The following is a 20731-nucleotide window of genomic DNA, read 5'->3' as shown; positions in this document are numbered from 1 at the left end:
GAGCGAAGGAGCGCAGCGACTGAGCGCCGGGAGTGAAGAACGAGACCAAGGGGGCCCCGAACCCGCGACGCCGCAGGCGGCGCCAAAAACACAGCTACCAGCGCGGCCCCCGCTGGACCTCGTCGACCTTCGGGCGCACGTCAGCGAGATAGATTCCGGTCGCGATGATCGCGATGAACGCGAAGAGGGTCAGCCGAGTGGGCGTGATCAGCAGCAACAGCGCCGCCACGCCGAGGATGCCGAGCCAGATCGGTTTTGTCAGTTTGTCGACCGCGGTGAAAGCATCCGGACGCTGGCGCACGGCGTGCACCAGCGCGAAAACAGTCGTGCTGAGCGCCAAGAGCCACAGCGCGGCCATGATCCACCAGGTCAAGCCAAACACCTGTTCCATGCCACCATGATAAGAGTTGCGCCCCCGCACACCACAGGTGCACGGGGGCGCGAGCTCAGGCCGGCCGGTCAGACCGACTTGGGGGCGGCTTTCTTGGCCGGGGTTTTCTTGGCGGGAGCCTTCTTGGCGGCGGGCGCCTTCTTCGCGGCAGGTGCCGGTTTCGGCGCGGGTTCCGGAGCGGGCTCGGGCGCCGGCTCGACAACCTCGGCGTCGACCACGTCGGCCGGGCCGGAAGTCTCCGGCTGCGCCGCCGTATCCTCGGCAGCCTTTTCGGACCGCCCGATCAGGCCGTTCACCCGGCCCAGGACTTCCTCGGCCCGCGTGCCGGCCTCCTTGTAGAGGGTCTCCACGCGACCGACCTGCTCCTCGACCAGGTGGTTCGCGCGCAGCCGCTCCACGGTCTCCTCGCCGCGCACGGCGAGATCCGAGTAGACGTCGAGCAGTTGGCGGTAGTACTGCTCGGCCAGTTTGCGCAGCTCGTCGGCGGTGAATTTCTCGCGCAGCTCGGCCAGGTCCTCCGGCAGTTCCGACGGCAGCTCCGACAGGCGGGTGCGGATCTGCTCGAACTGGGTCTGCACATCGGCGGGCAGACCGGCGAACCGCTCCCGAGCCTCGTCGACGCGGCCGTTGACGTCGGTGGCCCGCTCACGCACCTGAGTCACCGCGTCGAGAACTGCGGCGTAGACGGCGTCCGTGGCACCGACGGTGGCGAACAGCGGTTTCACATTCGTGTACTTCTCGGTCATTTATCGTTCTCCTGGCATGGCGGAACGTCGGTGGTCGGTTGTGGAACAACGCTGTCCCGAGCGAGCGTTTCCTCCGGCCCGTTCTCCCGGCGGAACGACTCGTAGATATCCAGGAGCACCTGCTTCTGCCGCTCGCTGATCGAGGAATCGGCCAGCAGGGCATCCCGGACGGGACTGTGCGCCCGCTGCTCGAGGAAGCCGGCGCGCACGTACAACACCTCCGAAGACACCCGCAGTGCTTTGGCGATCTGCGTGAGTACTTCGGCGGAGGGGTTACGCAAACCGCGCTCGATCTGGCTGAGGTACGGGTTGCTGACCCCCGCCAGCTGGGCGAGCTGGCGCAACGAGACCTGGGCGGCCTCGCGTTGCGCCCGGATGAACCCCCCGATGTCCTGCGCCGCGTTGACCACGCGGGCTGCCTTCTCGCCGGCGCCGGCGGACGCTGCCGGGTCGTCGGTGGGCTGAGCGGAAACCTCGGGCTGTTCGGCCATGACTCACCTTCTGGCGTGTACGTACGCAACGATAGAACAGGGTGCTAGCAATAGCAAGCACTTCTGCTAGCGGTCTTTACGGCGGTCTCGGCGCCGCTCACCCTCCGAACATCAGCTGGGAGACGGTGTAGATGACCAGGCCCGCCAAACTGCCGACCACGGTGCCGTTGATCCGGATGAACTGGAGGTCACGACCGACCTGCACCTCGATCTTCTTACTGGCCTCCTCGGCATCCCAGCGCGCGACCGTATCGCTGACGATAGTGGCGATCTCATCCGCGTAGTTGGCGGCCAGATAGCGGGCCCCGCGTTCGATCCAGCCGTCGACCTTGGCACGCGTATCGGTGTCATCGCGTAAGCGTTCACCGAGCTGCTGCACATTCTCGGCGACCTTACGCCGCAGCGTGCTGTCCGGGTCGTCGGCGGATTCGAGGATCAGCCGCTTGGCCGCACGCCAGGTGGCCTCCGCGAGGCCGGTGATCTCCTCGCGTCCCATGATCTGGGTCTTGATCCGCTCGGCCTTGGCGATCATGGTCTCGTCGTATTGCAGATCGTGCGCGAATTCCTCGAGGAAACGGTTGGCCGCCAGCCGGACCTCGTGGTCGGGGGTCGAACGCACCTTCCAGGTGAATTCGACCAGTTCGCGGTACACCTTCTCGGACAGCAACACGTTCACGAACTTCGGCGCCCACTGCGGGGCCTCACCCATGACGATCCGGTCGACTGTCTCCTGACTGCCCAACGCCCACTGGTGGGCACGTTCGGCCAGCAGATCCAGCAGCGGGAGCTGGCGATTGTCGGCCAGCAGCTCGGCCAGCACCCGGCCGATCGGCGGACCCCACTGTGGTTCGGCGATCCGTTTCACAATCGTGTTGTCGATGACCTGCTCGACGTCTTCGTCCCGGAGCACACCGACCACCGCCCGCAAGATGGTCGAACTCTCGTCCGCGATCCGCGCCGCGTTCTCCGGATTCGCCATCCAGCGCCCGACCCGCCACGGGATCTGCGCGGAATTGACCTTCGCGGTCACCACCTCCGGGGAAAGGAAGTTGGTGCCCACGAAATCACCCAGGCTGGCACCCAGCTGATCTTTCTTGCGGCGGATGATCGCGGTATGCGGGATCGGCAGGCCGAGCGGATGCCGGAACAGCGCGGTCACCGCGAACCAGTCCGCCAGCGCACCGACCATCCCGGCCTCCGACGCCGCCCGTACATAACCCACCCAGTCGCCGGCGCCGCCACGCGACTCGAGCCAGCGGCACACGAGATATATGACGGTGGCCAGCGCCAGCAGGCCGGTGGCGAACACTTTCATCCGCCGCAGATCACGTTTTTTGGCCGCATCGTCGGTGAGGGTGGCGAAGACGCCCGGAGGTTCCGCCTGCCCGCCCGCGGCGGGGGTCGCGGGAGCGGAATCGAGCACCGCGCTGCTGCCGATCGCTTTCTGCATGCCCCCATTCTGCTGTGTTTTTCGGCGGCGCCTCCGCCGGCGCGGGGCCGGAGGCCTGTTGACCCCGTGTCTTCACTCCAGTGCTCAGTCGCTGAGCGCGTCGCTGTAGCCCCAGAAGGGGCGCCGACAGCGAAGATTGCTGCGCTTTCGGCACGCTGAACCGGGCGAGGTTCTTCAAGGTCATGGATCAAAGGGGCCAATTATCCGCGCAGCCCGCAGGCACGCCGATCAACGGCACCACCGTCGTGTACGAACCCAGCTCATTGCTGAACTCGTCGTCGCCCCCGGGCGCGTTTGATCCCCTACCGCCAGTCCGTCCACATTCGCCCCCACCCGTTCCGCCGCCGCCCCGGGCGCGTTCGATCCCCTACCGCCGGTCAGTCGGCATGTGCCCCCACTCTGTTCCTGCCGTCGCCCCCGGGCGCGTTCGATCCCCTACCGCCCGCCTGTCCGCATACAACCCCACCCCGTTTCCCGCATGCGGCCGGTCCACCTTGGTGGTTCGGGGCCCGTCTCGTTCTGGAGCGACCAGAGCGAAGGAGCGCAGCGACTGAGCGCCGGGAGTGAAGAACGAGACCAAGGGGGCCCCGAACCCCGCGCCGCCGGAGGCGGCGCCAAAAACACAGCACCTTCACCGATCGGCGCGCTTATAACACAGCTAGAGTGGAGCGCACGCGAACCGAACGGACCGAGGAGCTCACGCTGTCCACCGAAGACCTGCTCGATGTCGGGAACTCCGCCGATCGATCGGCGCCGGTGCGTACTGTGCGGACCGACGGCCGTAAGCGGCGATGGCGGCAACACAAGATCAACCGGCGGGAAGAGCTGGTAGACGGCACGCTCGCGGCGGTGCGGACGCGCGGTGGTAGTGCGGGGATGGACGAGATCGCCGCCGAGATCGGTGTGTCGAAGACCGTTCTGTACCGCTACTTCACCGATAAGAACGACCTGGTCAACGCCGCTATGCAGCGGTTCATCGAGATCACCCTGATGCCTCGCGTCTACGGTGCGATCAGTCTGGATGCCGACGAATACCAGCTGGTGCGTTCCGCGTTGGCCGAGTATGTGGGTGCGGTCGACGAAGATCCCGAGGTCTACCGGTTCATCATGGGTACCGGTTCCGGTGATCCGTCCTCGCTGGCCGATTTCGAGCGGCTCTTCGCCGAGGTGGTGGCGGCCGCCATCACCGAACGAGGCAGCGACCTCGGTATCGAGACCGAGGGGGTGATGCTGTGGTCGTATGTGATCGTCGGGGGGATCCAGCTCGCCACCCACTGGTGGACCACGAACAAGTCGATGGACCGCGACGAAGTGATCGATTACCTCACCATGATGGTGTGGAGTGCCATCGAGGGGATGGCAAAGGCGGGCGGTTCCCGAGCCAAGTTCGCCGGACAGGAGCATGTGCTCCCGCCGATCGAACCCGGCGACCAGGCCGTCTGAGCCACCCGGCCCGGTGGGCTCGACAACGCCGCCGGTTTGGCTAGTCTGAGTGCCGTGCGGCGCCCGAGAGTCGGCTGAATTCTCCGGCTACCGCAAGCGCGCGTCGGCACCAACGGAGGTACCTCGATGGCGAAACAAGTGCCGACATCCCGGCTGGCCCGCGGCACCAAATTGGGTGCGGTCGCGGCCGGGTCGGTGGTGCGCAAACAACGGGCCCGGCTGTCTATGCGGGGGCGCTCGGAGGCAGTACGGGCGCGGATGGCCGAGGAATCGATTCTGCGCAGCACCGAACAGCTGGTCATGGTGCTGGGCACCATGAAGGGCGTGGCGATGAAGCTGGGCCAGATGATGTCGGTTCTGGACTTGGATCTCGTCCCGCCCGAACACCGGGAACGCTTCCAGAAGCGGCTCGCGGTATTGCGCAACGCGGCGCCGTCGGTGTCGTTCGAGTCCATGCGCGCGGTGATCGAGGAAGATTACGGGCAGCCGCTGGAGGCGGTGTTCGCCGAATTCGAGCCCGAGGCCATCGCCGCGGCGTCGATCGGGCAGGTGTACCTGGCCCGGCTGCACGACGGCCGGCAGGTAGCGGTGAAAGTGCAGTACCCGGGTATCGACACCGCCGTGCGGGCCGATCTGAAGAATCTGTCCATGTTCCGGCGGGTCCTGCAATCGGCGATGCCGTGGGTGACACCGGCTGTTCTCGACGAGCTCCGGCTGAATATGGAGTCCGAATTGGATTACCACATCGAAGCCGAAACCCAGCGGGATATAGCCGCCCTGTACGCGGGCCATCCGTTCATCGTCGTGCCCGCGCCGGTACTGGAGCACAGCACGCAGCGGGTGCTGGTCACCGAGTTTCTGTCCGGGACCGCGTTCGAGGACATCCGGCATATGCCGGCGGCCGAACGCGACCGGGTCGGGGAGATCATCTATCGCTTCTATGTGGGTTCGCTGTTCAGTTTCAACGAGTTCTGCGGCGACCCGCATCCGGGCAATGTCCTGCTCGCCGACGACGGCCGGGTGGGGTTCCTGGATTTCGGGTTGTTCAACCGGATGGATCCCGAACATGTCCGGTTCGAGGCGATCTGCCTGTGCGCGGCGGCCGAGGACCGCGGCGCGGACCTGCGGGACCTGATGGTCGCGCGCGGGGTCATCGATTCGACCGACGAGATCGGCGTCGAGGAATGCCTGGAGTATGTGCTCTCGGCCTCCGAATGGTGTCTGGTCGACCAGGAACTCACCATCACACCGGCACTGGCCAGTGGCGCGTTCCTCCTCGCCGTCGATCCGCGGTCCAGCGAATTCTCCGGGATGAAACAGCAGAATCTGCCGCCGGAGCATCTGTTCTCACGGCGGGCGGATTTCCTCACCTTCGGCATGCTGGGCCAGTTGGAGGCCACCGCGAACTGGCACCGCATCGCCCGGGAGTGGCTCTACGGCGAGGAGCCTGTCACCGAACTCGGTACAGCCCATCGGGATTGGCTGGCGCAGCGCCGGCCGAACAAGCGCGGTAAACGTCGCACGGGCACGCCGGCCCGCAACACCACATCGACTCAGGGGTTCAATTCATGACTGACGCACGCGAATTCGACCTGATCGTTTTCGGCGCCACCGGTTTCGTCGGTAAGCTCACCGCCCAGTACCTGCTGGGCGCCGCGCCCGCGGGCGCGCGGATCGCGCTGGCCGGCCGGTCGGAGAAGAAGCTGACGGCCGTGCGTGACGAGATCGGTGCGCCCGATTGGGGTCTGGTCGTGGCCGACACCACCGATCAGGATTCGATGGACGCCCTCGCCGCGCGCACCACCGCGGTGATCACCACCGTGGGACCGTATCTGCGCTACGGCATGCCCATGGTCGCCGCCTGCGCGAAGGCCGGCACGCACTACGCGGATCTGACCGGTGAACCGCTGTTCATCCGCGAGGCGATCGACACCTACCACGACGAGGCGGCGCGCACCGGCGCCAAAATCGTGAATTCGTGCGGCTACGATTCGGTTCCCTCGGATCTGAGCGTCTATCAGCTCTACCGGCGCACTGTTGCGGACAACACCGGCGAACTGGGCGATACCACGCTGATCGCCACCCTCCGTGGTGGAGTGAGCGGCGGCACCATCGATTCCGGCCGCGCGATGATGGAGGCGGTCGCCGAAGACAAATCCAAGGGCGCGATTCTGCGCCATCCCTATTCGCTGAGCCCGGACAAATCCATGGATCCAGATGTGGGACGGCAATCCGATATCGCATTCCAGCGGGCGCGCGATATCGATCCGAGCCTGGACGGCTGGGTGGGCACTTTCGTCATGGCCGCCCATAACGGGAAGATCGTGCGGCGCAGCAACGGCCTGCTCGGCTGGGTTTACGGCAAGAACTTCCGCTACCGCGAAACCATGGGCACGGGGTCTTCACGGCTGGCCCCGCTGGCCGCGGCGGGTATTTCCGGTGGGGTGGTCGCCGGAATGGCCGCCGGCGGCCTGCTGTCCAGGTTCAGCGCCGGACGCGCCCTGCTCGACCGTATCCTGCCCGCGCCGGGCACCGGGCCCAGCGAAAAGACCAGGGAGAGCGGCTGGTTCCGGATGCGCACCTACACGCGCACCTCATCGGGTGCGCGCTATCTCGCGACCTTCGCCGGTCTCGGCGATCCCGGTTACAAAGCGACCGCGGTCATGCTCGGCGAAAGCGGGCTGGCCCTGGCCTTCGACCAGAAGCCGGAACTCGCCGGGGTACTCACCCCGGCGGCCGCCATGGGTGGCCCGCTGACCGAACGCCTGCGGGCGGCCGGTATGACCATCGATGTGGAGCCGCTGGAATGAATCTCGCGCGGCGCACGATGAACGCTCCCGCCCTGGCGGCCGTGTACGAACGGATATGGCGACCGACCCTGTTCTATCTGGCGTCGGGCCGCGGAACCGGTGCCGATCGTCGCTTCGCGGTGGATTCCCTGCGGCTGGACAAGGCGCACCGGGTGCTCGATATCGCCTGTGGCCCGGGGAATTTCACTCACTATCTCAGTGAGTACGTTCCATCGGACGGATATGTGACCGGGATCGACTACTCGCCACCGATGCTCGCCCGCGCACTGGCCGACAATGCCGGTCCACGCGCCGGATATGTGCGCGGCGATGCGCGCTTTCTGCCGTTCGCCGACGGAACCTTCGACGCTGTCTGCTGTTTCGGTGCGCTGTATCTGATCCCCGATCCACTGGTCGCGGCCCGGGAAATGGTCCGGGTGCTGGCGCCGGGCGGCCGGCTCGCCGTCACCACCAGCTATCGGCCCGACAACCCGATCGGCGAACTCACCCGCCACACTGCCGCCGTCAGTGGTTTGCGCATGTTCGACGGCCGGATCTTCCCTGAATTGTTCGCCTCGGCCGGACTGGTCGATATAGATCAGCAGACGCACCGCTTCTTCCAGTACATCACCGCGTCCCGGCCGGAGACGAACGCGGCCGAGCGCGGTAACGGCCGTCCAGCCGCCGCGAATCACGCGCACTGACCCGCCCCACACGTACCCGTCCTGCCGATGCCCGCCGACCTGCTCCTGTGCGGATCTCCTGTAGCGTGCGCCATTTCACAGTCGAGTCCCCGGGTCCGCCGGGAATTCGTGCGCAGTCGTTGCTACCGGCCGGTAGAGTCGTCGGTCGAGCCAACGGTCCGGAAGGGGGATTCCAGATGCCGGTCCCGGATCTCGGCCAGAGCGCGGCCCGCCGGTTGTACACCGCGGCCACAGCCGGCGGCCCGGATTCCTTCACACTCGCCGAGGATGTCGCTCTCCGCCTGGCCGCGGCCTGCGACACCCTGGTCGCCGATCTGGAAGCCGCCCGGGCCGGTGGCCGGCGGATCGCCATGACGACCGGAAGCGGCGGCTTCCCCGACCTGCCCACCGGACACGCGCTGGCCGCCGGTTTCATCGGTAAGGGCGTCGAGTACCTCGATACCCTCACCGCACTACAGGAGGCCGCGCTCCGTTTCAAGGCGGCCTACCTGGCAGCCGCCGGCCGGCTCACCGAGGCCGATCTCGCCAACCGGGCCGCGCTCGCCGTGGTCGCGGGAGAAACCGTTTACGAAGAAGGCGGCGAATATGGCTGAATCCGCCGATATCGATCCGCCATATGCGCCGGAACGCGAATGTTTCGGCAGTTTCACCCATCAGGAAATCTGGGATCGCGTGCACGAAGTACTCGACCCGGCTGCCCTCGGCGCGGCGGCCGCTACCTGGAAATCGAACGCCGACGCGGTGGCCGCGGCATTCGCGGCATTCGCCGATACCGCGCGCCGGGAGTTCGAGGGCTGGTCCGGCCATACCGCCGGCGCGGCCTGGCATGCCACGTCGAACTTCATCAGTATCGGCGAGGCGACCCACGATGTGTGCCGGGCGGTCCAGCGGATCATGGAGGGGAATTCGGACGCGGCTCAGACGCTTCGAGCCGCGCTCGCCGCCCCGCAACCGTATCGCCCGCTCGACGACCCGGCGGCCGAGGCCGTCCACGGCGGCCGGCGCCGGATGGACCACGATATCGCCTCGGCGGCCGCCACCGCCGACGCGCAGGACGCGATGACCACCATCTATCTCCCCACTCTCCCGGCTTCCGGGGATCGGGTCCCGAGATTCCCCGATACGTCCACCGGCGGCGACCGTGGGAGCCCACGCCGGTGAAATGGATATTCACCCCGGACGAATTCAGTTACGTCTGGGCCAATGAGACGAGCCTGGACCGGCGCCCGTATCCGGTGAACCTGGCACCGGCCAGCGCGGTCCGGACCGAATCCGAACTGGCAGCCCTACGATTACCGCAGCGGTTCGCCAGACAGGCCGACCCGGATCTGGCAGCCGCACTCATGCTCTGCGCCCGCCCGGACGCCACCGCCGTCACCATCTCCGGAGAACGCTCGGTGCTCCCCCGTAACGGTGACCAGCCGAATACCGAGCAGATTCTCGGCTTCGCCGCCCTCATCGATCACCACGCCGCCGTCCTGCACGCCACAGCCGGCCGGGTCACCGTGCACATGTGCCAGGCCCAGGACCTCGGGAGCCGGTTGGTCGCGCTGATCGGTTCCGCCCGCCGCGGCTGCCACGGACCGCTGCACGAGCCGCAGGAAGCCGTGCTCACCGATGCGCCCATCCCCTCCTGCCGGGAAGCCGGCGATGCCGACCGGTTCCGGAAAACCCTGCGCGAACCGGTGGACTCCCGCGGTTTCATCACCGTCACGGTGGCCCCGGACGATCCGATGTCCCCGCCCACCCGGCATCGCAGCTGGCTGGATATCCGGGGCGACGGCCGCTATCTGCTCACCACTGCCGATGTGCTGGTACTGGCCCCGGTCAGCGATACCGAATTCGCCGACAAACTGCTCGCCCTGGCACGTATCCGCGGTAACACGCCCGGCCTGTGATAATTCTTCATCGATGGCCGAGCACTGGAAAGTCCCCGCGAGCCGGGCGCTGCGCGCCGACGGTCTGCGTATCGCCGATATAGACACATCGGCCCGTCCCGGATTTCGCGGCGGCAAATCGGACGGGCAGCGGCTGCTCACCGAACGCGGCCGGGTGCTGGCCGGTCTGCAGGAGAAGCTCTATGCCAACGGCCGGTCCGGGGATCGGCGCCGTGTACTGCTGGTGCTGCAGGGTATGGACACCGCGGGCAAGGGCGGGATCGTGCGGCATGTGATCGGTTCGGTGGACCCGCAGGGCGTCGATCACGCGGCCTTCGGCGTCCCCACCGACGAGGAGAAACAGCACCATTTTCTGTGGCGGATCCGCCGAGCCCTGCCCCGCGGCGGGCAGCTGGGCGTATTCGACCGGTCCCATTACGAGGATGTTCTCGTCGCCCGTGTGCATCGGCTGGTCCCGGAAGAGGTCTGGCAGCAGCGCTACGACGAGATCAATCAATTCGAACGGGAACTGGCCGACACGGGCACAACGCTGGTGAAAGTGGCGCTGTTCGTCTCACTGGACGAACAGAAGAAACGGCTGCGGGAGCGGTTGGAGCGGCCGGAGAAGTATTGGAAGTTCAACCCCGCCGATATCGACGAACGCGAGTACTGGCCCGACTATCAGCGGGCATATCAGGCGGTCGTGGACCGCACCTGCACCGGGTACGCACCCTGGTACGTCATACCCGCCGACGCGAAATGGTTCTCCCGGTTGGCCGTCACCGAACTGCTGATCGAGGCCCTGGTGAATCTGGATCTGCGGTGGCCGGCCGCCACGTTCGACCCGGCGGCCGAACTGCGCCGGCTCGACCGTTCCTGACCGGTCCGACATACGGCGGTTGTGGAAACTCTCAGCAAGCCGGGCAATGATGGGGGCGGTGAGCCGGATACCCCGGCCGCCCCCGGCGGGGCCGATTACCACCCGCCGGGGCACCCCCAGGTGAGCGAAAGGCGTGGTGAACGCACGGTGAGCAAGCAACCCGGGCGGCCGAATCCGCTGGCGGCGGCCCAACGCGCGGAACGCAAGCGCAAGATCGCGATACAGGTGGGTGTCACCGCGGTCCTGGTGGCGCTGGTCGCCGCGATCGGGATCAGCTTGGCCGTGCGCAACTCCGGTTCCGATTACGACGGGCCGGTGCCGGCGGCCGCCACCGATAACGGCGCTATCCGGGTCGGACAGCCCGACGCTCCGGCGAAGGTGCGCATCGTCGCCGATATGCAGTGCCCCGTCTGCAAACAGTTCGAAGCCGATCACAGCGAGCTGCTCCGGCAATCGGTATCCGACGGTGATGCCGTGATCGAGTACAACATCGTGGGCTATCTGGACAAGCAGTCCAGCACCAACTACTCCACCAGGGGAGCCAACGCTTCCTACTGTGTCGCCGACAGCGGTACCGATAAGTACCCGGACTGGCTGGAGCTGATGTTCCAGAAGCAGCCGCGCGAGGGCGGAGCCGGCCTGTCGGACGAGGAGCTGATCTCCATCGCGCACGATGCCGGTTACACCGACCCGGCGGTCGACAAATGCATCACCGACGGCACCTATGAGGGGTACGTCAAGGAGATGTCGGATAAATCGCTGGCCGAGGGCATCGACGGAACACCCACGGTGTTCGTCAACGGTGAGAAGGTGAACCTGACCATCAACCAGGCGAAGACCGGTTTCGATACCGCCCCGCTGACCACTGCGATCCAGGCGGCTGCGGGCCGGTGATCACGACCTCACCGCGGGCCGCCTGGATTCTGCTGCTGGGCGGTCTGGCCGGCTGGATCGCCTCGCTCACCCTGCTGGTCGAAGATTTCAAACTGCTGAGCGAACCCGGGTACGTTCCGTCGTGCAGTCTCAATCCGGTGCTGTCCTGTGGATCGGTGATGGCGACCGATCAGGCGCAGGTACTGGGCTTCCCGAACCCGATCATCGGGCTGGCCGGATTTTCCGTACTGGTCACGCTGGCCGTTCTGTCGGTCGCGGGTATCGGCCTGCCGCGCTGGATCTGGGCCGGGTTGTGGCTGGGAACGGCCGCGGGAACCCTGTTCATCTGCTGGCTGATCTTCCAGAGTCTGTACCGGATCGGCGCACTGTGCCCGTACTGCATGGTCGTCTGGGCGATTATCACGCCGGTCCTCGCGGTGCTCACGGAACAGCTGTGGGGTAGCGACCGGGGCGCGCTGCGGGTGGTCGCGGAATGGCGCTGGACGTTCGTCGCGATCTTCTACGCGGTGGTGCTGGTACTGGTGTTCCTACGGTTCCAGGACTACTGGCTGTCGCTTTTCTGACCCACGGTTCCCCCTGGCCGCCGCGGGGATCCTCAGCCCGGCGTGCCCATCACCAGCCGCACCGAAACGATCCGCTCGCCGCCGTTCGTCCCCAGCACACCCAATCGCACGACCTCGGCGGGCCGGCGGGTATCGATCGCCGCGCGCAGGGCACGGGCACTCGTGACGGACCGCCCGTCGATCGAGGTGACGATCTCCCCACTGGCCAGGCCCGCCGTTTGCGCCGGCAGCCCGTGGATCGCCATATCGATCCGCGCACCGCGGGGACTGGCATCGGAGATCAGCACGCCGAGGGTCGCGGTGGGGCCGATGTGGACGGATTCCGTCGGGGTGCCGGAGCGGATCTGGCGCACGATCCGCATAGCGGAGTCGATCGGCACCGCGTAACCGTTGGGCGGGTCGGTGGTGCGGCCCGGCGGCGGATCCCGTTCCCCGGAAGCGGCCGCGATCACCCCGACAACTGCCCCGGTGTGATCGGTCAGCGCACCCCCGGACTGCCCGGAACTGACCGGGGCCTCGATCTCCAGCATTCCGGTGAGCGCCTGATGGGAAAGGTCTTGTTCGTTGAAGGCCATGATCGTGCTGTCCAGGTCGCTTATCCGCCCGGGGACCGCGGTGGCGGTGCCGCTCCCGCCCGCATTGCCGACGGCCAGGACCTCGTCCCGGACCCGCAGGCCCGCGGAGCTGCCGATCCGGGCCGATGCCAGATCAGCGGCTCCGGTCAGGGAGAGCAGGGCGATATCGGCGCGGACGTCGTAGCCGAGTACCTCCGCGGCGTACACCGCCCCGTCGGTGACCCGGGTGACCCGGACGGTTTTCGCGCCTTTGACCACATGGTGGCTGGTCAATACTTGGCCGTCCCGGGTGAGCACGATGCCGGAGCCGGCCGCCGCGGCACCGAACGGCCGGGCGGCCGCGGTGATGTTCACGAGTACCGGAGAGATATCCCGGGTGACCTCACCCGCGTCCAGCGGGGGCCGCGGCACGGGCCGGACCGGCGCGACCGCCACATCCGGGCCGGGCCGGCCCAACCCGGGGAGTTCGCCCCGGTAACCGAAGAGGGCGCCGAGCGCCAGCACCGCGGCGAAGACGGTTATGAGCACCCGTCCTCCGCCGCTCGGCCCATCCGGACCGGTGCCCTGCCACTGGTTGTCCAACGAGCCCTCCCACCGCCACGACCGAACTACACCATTGTCGCCCGGAAGGCGGCCTCGCCATCCGTTTTCCTGCGGACCGGAAAGTTATCCACAGGTATCCCCAGTTATCCACAGGCCGGTCGGAACCTGGGGAGTACACACCGTCTCACCTGTGGATTCGTTATCCGGATCCGCCACGGTCACACCCGCGTCACAGCGTCCGATCCCGGTACGGACGTCCGAACCCGCGAAAACCGTCGCTGACGGTTCGCTTTACGCATGGAGATCGAAATCCCGCACCCGGCCGGAAATCGCTCCCATTCGTTATCCATCGGACACCGAATCAATAGATATACGGCACCGGCCCGCCGAACCCCGGAAATTCATCCCCAGGTGTGGGCACCCATCCACAAGTCCATCCGGGTTGATCCACAGCCTTCTCCACAGTGTGGAGAAGGAATCTGCCGGGGCAGTATCTATTGTTCGATGCCGGTCGATCCACCCGGATCGCCGGGCGGATTCACCGGGCGATCCGGGCTCATATGGTCGCGGTATCGATCACGAATCGATACCGCACATCACTGGCCACAACCCGCTCGTAAGCCCCATCGATCTCGTCCGCGGAAATGAGCTCGATTTCCGCACCAATTCCGTGTTCGGCACAGAAATTCAACATTTCCTGAGTCTGCTCTATACCGCCGATCATCGAACCCGCCAGCGAGCGCCGGCGACCGGCCAGCACCTTCGGCTGTACCGTCAGGGGCTGCTCGGGCAGGCCCAGAATGACCAGCGTGCCGTCGAGGCGGAGCAGCTTCATATAGTCGTTGATCGGCAGATCGGCGGAAACCGTGTTGATGATGAGGTCGAACCGGCCGCGCAGTTCGCGGAAGTTCTGTTTATCGCTGGTGGCGTAGTAGTGATCGGCGCCGAAACGTTTCCCGTCTTCCTGCTTGCTCAGGGAATGGCTGAGAACAGTGACCTCGGCGCCCAGCGCCGCGGCGATTTTCACGGCCATATGCCCGAGCCCGCCCATTCCGATAATCGCGACCTGTTTACCCGGTGCCGCGCCCCAATGCCGCAGCGGTGAATACACGGTGATACCCGCGCACAGCAGCGGCGCGGCCACCGACAGGTCGATACCCTCCGGAATACCGAGCACGAAGTTCTCGGTTACCACGATCTGGGTGGCATAGCCGCCCAGCGTATGGCCGCCCGACTGCACGTCCTCGGGAACACGACTGTTGTAGGTCATCACGGCACCGCGCGCGCAGTACTGCTCCTCCCCCTCGAGGCACGACTCACACACCCCGCAGGAATCGACCATACAACCCACGCCCACCCGATCACCGACGCGATGACGGGTCACGGCGGACCCGACAGCCGCCACCGTGCCCGCGATCTCGTGCCCCGGTACGCACGGGTAGGCAGCACCGCCCCATTCATTGCGCGCGGTGTGGATATCGGAATGACAGATTCCGGCATAGGCGATATCGATCAGGACATCCTGTGGGCCGAGCGCCCGGCGCTCGATGGTGACCTTCTCGAACGCGGCGTCCGGACCGGCCATGGCGTATGCGGCAGCACTACTCATGCGTTAATGCCTACCGTCGCATGCTCGGGTTTGCCAACGTCCGGGCGGGACAACTCACAGTGACAGCGCTTACTCGGCTGCCGCCAAGCGCCGGCGGACCCGGCGGGCGGCGGCCACCATATTGCGCAGCGCAGGGTCCAGTTGCCAGTGGTGGCGAGTCTTGAGACCCCCGTCGGGATTGGCCCACAGCCGCTCGGGCCCGACCGCGGCCGCCGCGGCGGTGAGCGACTCGTCCAGTTCGTCGATATCGGGAATCCGGGCCGAACGGCTCTCGTAGACTCCCGGGCCGACGCCGTGGCTCAGACCGTGCCCGGAGGCATAGTCCTCCTCCAGCGCCTTGAGCACCCATTCGATGGACCGGGTCGCGACGATCGCCGTGACATCGGCGTCCAGCTGATCGATGGCCTCGACGATCTCGGTACGGCCCGAGTACGGGATATGCGTGTGGATCTGGGTATCCGGACGGACGCCCGAGGTCGCCAGCCGGAACGCGCCGATCGCCCAGCGCAGATACTCGGCGCGGCCTTCCGGACGGGCCGGCCACAGCTCCCGCAGGGCCGGCTCGTCGACCTGGATGATGCCGATGCCGGCGCGTTCCAGATCGACGACCTCGTCACGGATGGCCAGCGCCACCTGATCCGCCGTTTCGTACAGCGGCTGATCCTGACGGACGAACGAGCGCGCCACCATGGTGACCGGGCCGGTGACCATACCTTTGACGGGTTTGTCGGTCAGCGACTGTGCGTAGGTGATCCAGTCGACGGACATGGGCGCCGGCCGGGACACGTCGCCGTAGATGATCGGCGGCCGCACACAGCGCGATCCGTACACCTGCACCCAGCCGAAATGCGTGGTCGCGAAACCGTCCAGCAGCTCGGCGAAGTACTGGATCATATCGTTGCGTTCGTGCTCGCCGTGCACCAGCACATCGAGCCCGATATCTTCCTGCAGGGCAATTGTCGCCCCGATTTCGGCCTCGATCTTCTTGCGGTATTCGTCGTAGGAGATCCGCCCCTCACCGAGATGATGGCGGGCCTGCCGGGCTTCGGCGCTCTGCGGGTACGACCCCAGAGTGGTCGCGGGCACCATCGGCAATTGCAGCTTTTCCTGCTGCGCGGCCCGGCGCACCGAATAGGGTTCGCGCTCACGCATCTGCGGAGTAATCGCATAGACGCGCTGGCGCACCGCGTGCTTCTGCTTGAAATGCACTTCGCCGGGACGTTTCCGCCATTTGTCCGACGGACCCTCGGTCAGTGCTTTCGCCAGCGAGACGACCTCACCGACCTTCTGTTTCGCGAAAGCCAGCCGGTCGGCCACATTACCGTCGATATCGTATTCGGCGAGCACATCGTAGGGCACGTGCAGCAATGTGGTCCCGGTGGAAACCACGAGGTCGGGGCACACCTTCGCGAGTTCGTTCAGGTATTCCAGGGTGACGTAGCGGTCGGCCCGCCACACATTGGTGCCGCTGATCACGCCCGCATACAGCCGTTTGCGCCGGATACCCGGAACCGCCGCCAGATCCTCCGGGCGGATCCGGTACGACGCCAGATCCAGGCCGATCGCCTCCACGGCGGTACCGGCCAGAATGCGCAGCGCCTCACCGAAATCGCCGTATTGCCCGGTGACCAGGAGGCGGGGCCGCAGCGGAGCCTTCGAGAGCCGGTCGTAGACACGTTCGAACGCCGCGAGCTCCGCGTCGGATCGCTCGGCGGTGAAACACGGCTCGTCGAGCTGCACACAGGTCGCGCCGCGCCGCGCGAGGATCTCGAACAACTGCTCATAGACGGGCAGCAGCCGGTCCAGCAGCTCGATGGTGTCGAAGCCTGCCGATTCACCGGGCACACTGCCCGCTTTGGACAGCAGCAGCAGCGACACCGGCCCCAGCACCACCGGGCGCTGTTCGATGCCCGCGGCCATCGCGCGATCCCATTCGTCCAGCAGCGCCTCGGGGTGCAGGGAGAATTCGGTATCGGCGTCGAGTTCCGGCTGCCGGTAGTGGTAGTTCGTCCCGAAGAAACGCACCAGCTCCAGCGGCGGCACATCGGGCCGGCCGCGGGCCATCAGGAAATAGAGGTCCAGCGGATCCAGATCCGCGCGGAACTCCTCGAACCGCGCCGGGACGGCCCCGAACAGCAGCGCGTTGTCCAGGACATGGTCGTAGAAGGAAAAGGTGTTACCGGGAACCTGGGTGAGCCCGGTTGCGGCGAGTTCGTTGAACTGCTGTTCCTGGATATCCCGCCCGACCGCGCGCAGTTCCTCCTGCGTGATCGCCTTCCGCCAGTAGGCCTCGAGCGCGCGTTTGAGCTCGCGGTGCGGACCGATCCGGGGATATCCGAGCACACTCGACCCGAATCCTTCACTGACGTTGACCATGTCGACCTCCGTGTTTTTGGCGCCGCTTCCGGCGCCGCGGGGCTGTATTTCCGGCGCCGGCTCCGGCGCCGCGGGTCGGTTCCCTCGATCACGGGTCTTCCGATCTCGGGTCCGTCCGCAGTTTCCTCCGCTGCTGTATTTCTTGGCGCCATTTCCGGGCGCCATTTCTTGGCGCCGCCTCTTGCGTTGCGGTGTCGAGACTCTGCTGATCCTGGTCTCGGGCATACCATCCGCGAAGGGGCGGGCTGTAATTTTGGAGCCGCTCCGCGGCTCGAGGGCGGGGCCCTATTAACCCGGTTCTTCACTCCCGGCGCTCAGTCGCTGCGCTCCTTCGCTCTGGTCGCTCCAGAACCGGGCGGGCCCCGCCCAGGAGTGTGGACCGTCGAAGGAACGTAGCTACGGGGTCCGCGGAAGAGCGTCGCATCTATGCAGCCTCAGCGAGGTCTTACCGAGCTCCGTACGAGCTGAGCGCGCAGCGCCGTACGTATGTCCGGCACGTTCTTACTTGCTGTACTGGTAGAAGCCCGCGCCGGTCTTCTTGCCCAGGAGTCCGGCTTCCACCATGCGCATGAGCAGCGGCGGGGCCGAGTAGAGCGGTTCCTTGAATTCGCCGTACATCGAGTCGGCGATGGATTTCACGGTGTCCAGGCCGACCAGGTCGGTGAGCGCCAGCGGGCCCATCGGGTGGGCGCAGCCGAGGACCATCGCCTTGTCGACATCTTCCTTGGTGGCGAAACCCGATTCGACCATGCGGATGGCCGAGAGCAGGTACGGCACCAGCAGTGCGTTCACCACGAAACCGGAGCGGTCGGAGGAACGGACGACCTCTTTGCCCAGGATCTCGGCGGCGAACTTCTCGGCGCGTTCGGAGACCGCGGCGCCGGTCTTGAGCGTGGTCACCAATTCGACCAGCGGCAGCACCGGCACCGGGTTGAAGAAGTGCATACCGACGACCCGCTCGGGGTTGTTGGTGGCGACCGCGATCTTCATGATCGGGATCGACGAGGTGTTGGAGGCGAGCACCGCGGCCGGGTCGGTGACCACCTTGTCGAGTTCGGCGAAGATGGAGGTCTTGACCTTCTCGTCTTCCAGCACGGCCTCGACGACGAGCTGGCGGTCGGCGAAATCGCCCAGGTCGGAGGTGAACCGCAGCCGCCAGGCCGTCTGTTCACGCTCCCGCTCGGTGATCTTGCCGCTGCTCACGCCGCGGTCCAGCGATCGCAGGATGCGCGACCGGCCGGCCGCCGCGAGCTCGCGGGTCTGCTCGTACACCAGCACATCGACATGCGCGCGAGCACACACCTCCGCGATGCCGGCGCCCATCTGTCCGGCGCCGATAACACCGACGCGCTGAATCTTTTCGCTGCTGCTGCTCACGTCCGCTCCTGTATCTTTTGGCGCCGCCTCCGGCGTCGCGTGGTTCGGGGCCCCCTTGGTCTCGTTCTTCACTCCCGACGCTCAGTCGCTGCGCTCCTTCGCTCTGGTCGCTCCAGAACGAGACGGGCCCCGAACCGTGAAGGTGAGCCTGTGGAAAACGTTTCACCAGGTCGGGAGGTGAGAGGAGGGTGTGCCGAATGTACTTCGGAGGCTTGTGCTTCTGTGATCCACGGTAGAGGCACCGAAGCCCCCTCGCCGGGCTGTTGCGAGGGGGCGGCGGGTACACCCCTACCGAAGTAGTGGTTGCCGGTATCCGTTACGGATACCACGTCCGGCTCGGGCGAACCCGGAACCGGGCCGGTGGGGTTGCGGCTCCCGTTTCCAGGGAACCGCAACCCGGCGTCGCCGGAGTGGCGCATAACTCAGTGGAACTGGCCCTCTTCGGTGGAGCCCTTGAGCGCCGCGGTCGAGGTGTTGGGGTCGACGGTGGTGGCGATGGTGTCGAAGTAGCCGGCGCCGACCTCACGCTGGTGCTTGATGGCGGTGAAGCCACGCTCGGCGGCGGCCTTGAACTCGCGCTCCTGCAGGTCGACGAAGGCGGTCATACCCTCGCGGGCGTAGCCGTAGGCCAAGTCGAACATGCCGTAGTTGAGCGAGTGGAAGCCCGCCAGGGTGATGAACTGGAACTTGAAGCCCATGGCGCCGAGTTCACGCTGGAACTTCGCGATGGTGGCGTCGTCCAGGTGCGCCTTCCAGTTGAAGGACGGCGAGCAGTTGTAGGCCAGCAGCTGGTCCGGGAACTCGCTGCGCACGGACTCCGCGAACTTGCGGGCGACCTCGAGGTCCGGGATACCGGTCTCCATCCAGATGAGGTCGGCGTAGGGGGCGTAGGCCTTGGCGCGCGCGATGCAGGGCTCGATGCCGTTCTTCACACCGAAGAAGCCCTCGGCGGTGCGGGTGCCGTCCAGGAACTCACGGTCGCGCTCGTCCACATCGGAGGTGATGAGGGTGGCGGCTTCGGCGTCGGTGCGGGCGATGATCACCGAGGGGACCTCGGCGACGTCGGCGGCCAGGCGCGCGGAGGTCAGGGTGCGGATGTGCTGCTGGGTGGGGATGAGCACCTTGCCACCGAGGTGGCCACATTTCTTCTCCGAGGCCAGCTGATCTTCCCAGTGCACACCGGCGGCACCGGCGGCGATCATGGCCTTCTGCAGTTCGTAGGCGTTCAGCGCGCCACCGAAGCCGGCTTCGGCGTCGGCCACGATCGGGGCCAGCCAGTTCTCGACGGAGGTGTCGCCTTCGACCTTGGCGATCTCGTCGGCGCGCAGCAGCGCGTTGTTGATGCGACGGACCACGGCGGGCACCGAGTTGGCCGGGTAGAGGCTCTGGTCGGGGTATGTGTGACCGGAGAGGTTCGCGTCACCGGCGACCTGCCAGCCCGACAGGTAGATGGCCTTGAGGCCGGCGCGGACCTGCTGGACCGCCATATTGCCGGTGAGGGCGCCCAGGGAGTTGATGTAGTCCTCGTTGTTCACCAGATCCCAGAGGATCTCCGAGCCACGCCGCGCGAGGGTGTGCTCCTCGACGACGCTTCCCTGCAGCTTCGACACCTGCTCGGGGGTGTAGTTGCGGGTGACGCCCTTCCAGCGGGGGTTGGTGTCCCAATCCTGCTGGATTTCCTCGGGGGTCTTCGGGGTGCCGGTGGTCGACATCGTGGGACTCCACTTCCTTGTTCGGTCGGTCCGCCGGTCTGCGTCGACGGGGTGTTGCCGCCCCGCACTGCTGGATCGGCGATTTGCAGGCTTGCAATGCCCAGCGGGTGTACTTCCACACCTTGGCACACGATCAAAACGTCGTCTACCTGTTGCTTCTGTGAATCCGAGCTAGGATCAGCTACAAGATTGTTAAGCCTGCAAAAATAGCCATGGCATTGCCATGAGTTAATCTACTGGCGAGTAGCTCTGACATGGGATTTTAGCGTAACGCTCGTACTGTTAGCGGAGGCAGCGACCCCGGCTCGACT

Annotated in this window: 19 protein-coding genes; 10 read left to right on the top strand and 9 right to left on the bottom strand. The window is 66.3% G+C overall.

Annotated features, from left to right (window positions below; genetic code table 11):
* Positions 1-94: 94 nt before the first annotated feature.
* From ABZ827_RS29150 to ABZ827_RS29135, 4 genes are all read right to left on the bottom strand, one after another.
* Positions 95-391 (bottom strand): DUF2516 family protein, encoded by a 297-nt coding sequence (locus ABZ827_RS29150; RefSeq protein ID WP_357243502.1) that lies wholly within the window; start codon positions 389-391, stop codon positions 95-97.
* 68 nt (positions 392-459) lie between these two features.
* On the bottom strand, positions 460-1137 hold the full coding sequence (locus ABZ827_RS29145) for a heparin-binding hemagglutinin (protein WP_357243499.1): 678 nt from the start codon (positions 1135-1137) through the stop codon (positions 460-462).
* Positions 1134-1628 (bottom strand): helix-turn-helix transcriptional regulator, encoded by a 495-nt coding sequence (locus tag ABZ827_RS29140; protein WP_357243496.1) that lies wholly within the window; start codon positions 1626-1628, stop codon positions 1134-1136. Before ABZ827_RS29140 ends, ABZ827_RS29145 begins: the two co-directional genes overlap by 4 nt.
* 97 nt (positions 1629-1725) lie before the next feature.
* The gene (locus ABZ827_RS29135; RefSeq protein WP_357243493.1) at positions 1726-3078 is read right to left on the bottom strand and encodes a DUF445 family protein; all 1353 of its coding nucleotides are present in this window, start codon (positions 3076-3078) and stop codon (positions 1726-1728) included.
* A 663-nt stretch (positions 3079-3741) separates the two neighbouring features.
* Between ABZ827_RS29135 and ABZ827_RS29130 the strand changes: the two genes are divergently transcribed.
* From ABZ827_RS29130 to ABZ827_RS29085, 10 genes are all read left to right on the top strand, one after another.
* Positions 3742-4521: a TetR/AcrR family transcriptional regulator gene (locus ABZ827_RS29130; protein WP_357243490.1), complete on the top strand. Its 780-nt coding sequence runs from the start codon at positions 3742-3744 to the stop codon at positions 4519-4521.
* Positions 4522-4647: 126 nt separating this feature from the next.
* The gene (locus tag ABZ827_RS29125; protein ID WP_357243487.1) at positions 4648-6093 is read left to right on the top strand and encodes an AarF/ABC1/UbiB kinase family protein; all 1446 of its coding nucleotides are present in this window, start codon (positions 4648-4650) and stop codon (positions 6091-6093) included.
* Entirely contained in the window at positions 6090-7331 is a 1242-nt protein-coding gene (locus ABZ827_RS29120) for a saccharopine dehydrogenase NADP-binding domain-containing protein (RefSeq protein WP_357243484.1), read from the top strand. The genes ABZ827_RS29125 and ABZ827_RS29120 overlap by 4 nt, the downstream gene beginning before the upstream one ends.
* Positions 7328-8014, top strand: coding sequence for a methyltransferase domain-containing protein (locus ABZ827_RS29115; RefSeq protein WP_357243481.1), 687 nt, complete (start codon positions 7328-7330; stop codon positions 8012-8014). The genes ABZ827_RS29120 and ABZ827_RS29115 overlap by 4 nt, the downstream gene beginning before the upstream one ends.
* Before the next feature lie 176 nt (positions 8015-8190).
* Positions 8191-8607, top strand: coding sequence for a hypothetical protein (locus tag ABZ827_RS29110; protein WP_357243479.1), 417 nt, complete (start codon positions 8191-8193; stop codon positions 8605-8607).
* On the top strand, positions 8600-9175 hold the full coding sequence (locus ABZ827_RS29105; RefSeq protein ID WP_357243477.1) for a hypothetical protein: 576 nt from the start codon (positions 8600-8602) through the stop codon (positions 9173-9175). Before ABZ827_RS29110 ends, ABZ827_RS29105 begins: the two co-directional genes overlap by 8 nt.
* Positions 9172-9912, top strand: coding sequence for an ESX secretion-associated protein EspG (locus tag ABZ827_RS29100; protein WP_357243474.1), 741 nt, complete (start codon positions 9172-9174; stop codon positions 9910-9912). Before ABZ827_RS29105 ends, ABZ827_RS29100 begins: the two co-directional genes overlap by 4 nt.
* Before the next feature lie 13 nt (positions 9913-9925).
* On the top strand, positions 9926-10771 hold the full coding sequence (locus tag ABZ827_RS29095) for a polyphosphate kinase 2 family protein (RefSeq protein WP_357243471.1): 846 nt from the start codon (positions 9926-9928) through the stop codon (positions 10769-10771).
* 147 nt (positions 10772-10918) lie between these two features.
* Positions 10919-11665, top strand: coding sequence for a thioredoxin domain-containing protein (locus tag ABZ827_RS29090; RefSeq protein ID WP_357243468.1), 747 nt, complete (start codon positions 10919-10921; stop codon positions 11663-11665).
* Positions 11662-12228 carry a vitamin K epoxide reductase family protein gene (locus tag ABZ827_RS29085; RefSeq protein ID WP_357243465.1) on the top strand — a complete coding sequence of 189 codons (567 nt, stop codon included), beginning with the start codon at positions 11662-11664 and terminating at the stop codon, positions 12226-12228. Before ABZ827_RS29090 ends, ABZ827_RS29085 begins: the two co-directional genes overlap by 4 nt.
* A gap of 32 nt (positions 12229-12260) precedes the next feature.
* Here the strand turns inward: ABZ827_RS29085 and ABZ827_RS29080 are convergent, their stop codons facing one another.
* The 5 genes from ABZ827_RS29080 to aceA all read right to left on the bottom strand — a co-directional run bounded on the left by ABZ827_RS29080 (position 12261) and on the right by aceA (position 20420).
* Positions 12261-13331, bottom strand: a complete 1071-nt coding sequence (locus tag ABZ827_RS29080) for a trypsin-like peptidase domain-containing protein (RefSeq protein ID WP_357243462.1) — start codon at positions 13329-13331, stop codon at positions 12261-12263.
* 571 nt (positions 13332-13902) lie between these two features.
* Positions 13903-14955 (bottom strand): NAD(P)-dependent alcohol dehydrogenase, encoded by a 1053-nt coding sequence (locus tag ABZ827_RS29075; protein ID WP_357243459.1) that lies wholly within the window; start codon positions 14953-14955, stop codon positions 13903-13905.
* A 69-nt stretch (positions 14956-15024) separates the two neighbouring features.
* Complete coding sequence (metE, locus tag ABZ827_RS29070; RefSeq protein WP_357243456.1) at positions 15025-17331, bottom strand: 5-methyltetrahydropteroyltriglutamate--homocysteine S-methyltransferase; 2307 nt, start codon at positions 17329-17331, stop codon at positions 15025-15027.
* A 501-nt stretch (positions 17332-17832) separates the two neighbouring features.
* Positions 17833-18708, bottom strand: a complete 876-nt coding sequence (locus ABZ827_RS29065; protein WP_357243454.1) for a 3-hydroxybutyryl-CoA dehydrogenase — start codon at positions 18706-18708, stop codon at positions 17833-17835.
* Between the two features lie 422 nt (positions 18709-19130).
* The gene (gene aceA / locus ABZ827_RS29060; protein ID WP_357243451.1) at positions 19131-20420 is read right to left on the bottom strand and encodes an isocitrate lyase; all 1290 of its coding nucleotides are present in this window, start codon (positions 20418-20420) and stop codon (positions 19131-19133) included.
* Between the last annotated feature and the right edge of the window lie 311 nt (positions 20421-20731).

The sequence above is a fragment of the Nocardia sp. NPDC019395 genome, assembly GCF_040632335.1.
Classification (GTDB): domain Bacteria; phylum Actinomycetota; class Actinomycetes; order Mycobacteriales; family Mycobacteriaceae; genus Nocardia.
Note: the sequence above shows the minus strand (reverse complement) of the source record. Positions and strands in the feature narration are given on the sequence as shown.